1 protein-coding gene is annotated in these 1,266 nt (G+C 58.2%); it reads left to right on the top strand.

All coding sequences use genetic code 11. The features are described 5' to 3' along the window. The coding region (locus VE128_00010; protein ID HZD83944.1) for an AAA family ATPase at positions 1 to 1,266 on the top strand (1,266 nt) is incomplete at both ends.

Genomic DNA, 1,266 nt, shown 5'->3' with positions numbered 1-1,266 from the left:
GCCGAGTGCGTGAAGATCCACGCGAGCTTTCCGCGAGCGAAGCGGTGACATGGGCCGAGCGACATTTATTTGAACGGCGCTCTGTGGTTCGCGAACATGAACTTTGGCGACACGCGCTCGAAGCCGTACGCGGAAGCGCGACTTCCCTGGCAAAGATCAAACAAGAAACAGCGTCACGCGATTATCTCCGCTCGGAAAACGACAAGGTCGCGCATCCCGAGGTCCTCGCGCGGGAGTGGGAGATTGTGCAGGCTGCGCGGGATGGTGTCGGCGTCCACACGCCTTTAGCGCCGCGCGTTACAGCTGATGGCAATCAGCTCACGTCGGAACAATCGCGCGCTCTGGATGCAATTCTCTGGTCCACGAATTTCATCACTCTTTTTCGTGGAGGCGCGGGCACGGGCAAGAGTTTCGTCTTGAAGCGAGTTCAACAAGCGCTCGATAAAGCCGGGCGCACCTCCCTCGTCCTCGCGCCACAGCGACAGCAAGTGATCGATCTACATCGCGACGGTCTAACTGCGACGCAGACCGTGGCAGAATGTTTGCAGCGCCAGGATTTGCAGGATCGCGCAGTTGTAATTGTCGATGAAGCCGGCCAGCTGGACGGACGGCAGCTGCTTGATCTCATTCATTTGGTTCAGGAACGCCGCGGCCGACTAATTCTTTCCGGAGATACTCGACAGCACGGGCCGGTGGAAGCATCCGACGCGCTCCGGGCAATCGAGCGCTACTCCGGTTTGCGCGCCGCGGAAGTCTCCGAGATTCGACGGCAGGATTCGCAGCGAGGGAGAACGATGGCGGAGCGCAAACGCATCAAGCGTTACCGCGAAGCCGTCGAAGCAGCAGCGGCCGGCGACTTGTCCGGTTCCTTTCGCAAGCTGGAAGCACTCGACGCCATCATCGAATGCGATGCTGTCGCACAAAGTGGCAAGCTAGCGGATGCTTATTTGCAGATCGTGGCGAGTGGCGAATCGGCCATCGTCGTCTCGCAAACACGCGCGGAAGTTCGCGCAGTTAATGAGGCCATTCGGAAGCAGCTCCGGGATCGTGGATTTCTGAGTCAGGATGAATCACAAGTAACCGCCCTCGAACAAGTCGATCTGACCGCCGCGCAAAAGCTCGACCTGCGACATTATCCGGCACGCAGCATCGTTGTTTTCAATCGCAATTTCCGCAACTGCATGCGCGGACAACAAGCGAAAATAGTCGGACTTACAGCCAGACATCTCGTTTTGGAAGTCTCCGGGAAAATTCGCCAAATCCCGC

The sequence above is a fragment of the Candidatus Angelobacter sp. genome, from assembly GCA_035643775.1.
Classification (GTDB): domain Bacteria; phylum Bacteroidota; class Bacteroidia; order Flavobacteriales; family Blattabacteriaceae; genus DASQPV01.
Note: the sequence above shows the minus strand (reverse complement) of the source record. Positions and strands in the feature narration are given on the sequence as shown.